At 38.8% G+C, this 699-nt stretch carries 1 protein-coding gene; it reads right to left on the bottom strand.

Going from position 1 to position 699, the window contains the following annotated elements:
• Positions 1 to 91: 91 nt before the first annotated feature.
• Positions 92 to 496, bottom strand: a complete 405-nt coding sequence (locus ACFS7Z_RS27330) for a hypothetical protein (RefSeq protein ID WP_377492697.1) — start codon at positions 494 to 496, stop codon at positions 92 to 94.
• Between the last annotated feature and the right edge of the window lie 203 nt (positions 497 to 699).

Here is a 699-nt window from a genome sequence, read left to right as displayed (position 1 = left end):
ATGCTCGACTACTACAGGAAAGTAGCTCCACAACTTAACGAACCGCTGTATGCGAGACCCGCTTGTACAGTGGTGTGAGAGGCGCACCCCGTCAGTTAACGCTGGCGGGGCCGTCTACTCGATTGTGTGTGATGTTTTTATTGTCCAATTCTAGTTTTTCCTCTATACTAAGTACTTTAAATACTTGATATGCAAATTCGGAGAATCGTTTTATGAGCCTTTCAAATTTTTTATAATCTAGTTCAATAGAAATGGTATCTTCTGATATGGGACTTGAATTAAAAAGGAAATGAAATATCTCAGTATGATGATTGGACTTATTTACTAACCCAAAATTTATCAGGGATTCGTTATGAGTTACCGAGTGTCTCACCTTGGACAAGAACGTCCATAATTCTTTGAACTTGATATTCAGGTTGTTTTCTGATGAGAAATCTTTGAATGATTCTCCACCTGCTTTTTTGAGCACTTTGAAAAGGTCTTCTCCGCCTGGCATTCTTTCTCTTGTAATTGGAGGTTTATGAGTTTTTGGAAGTAATTTAATTACGTACTCTTTGATCGTATCGTCTCGACGGTAGTGTACTAAAAGTAAGGATGGTCATATTGAGGAATTAGCAATGAGAAGCAGGTGTTATGAAATAGAGATCGCCAAACCTTTACTTCATATGACCACCTGCCCTCACTGCCATAGTCCCAATA

The sequence above is a fragment of the Pontibacter toksunensis genome (assembly GCF_042686245.1).
GTDB lineage: Bacteria > Bacteroidota > Bacteroidia > Cytophagales > Hymenobacteraceae > Pontibacter > Pontibacter toksunensis.
Note: the sequence above shows the minus strand (reverse complement) of the source record. Positions and strands in the feature narration are given on the sequence as shown.

What these genes read in the sequence shown, in the direction of transcription:
- ACFS7Z_RS27330 (WP_377492697.1), bottom strand. Translation starts at nt 496, where the DNA reads ATGCCAGGCGGAGAAGACCTTTTCAAAGTGCTCAAAAAAGCAGGTGGA.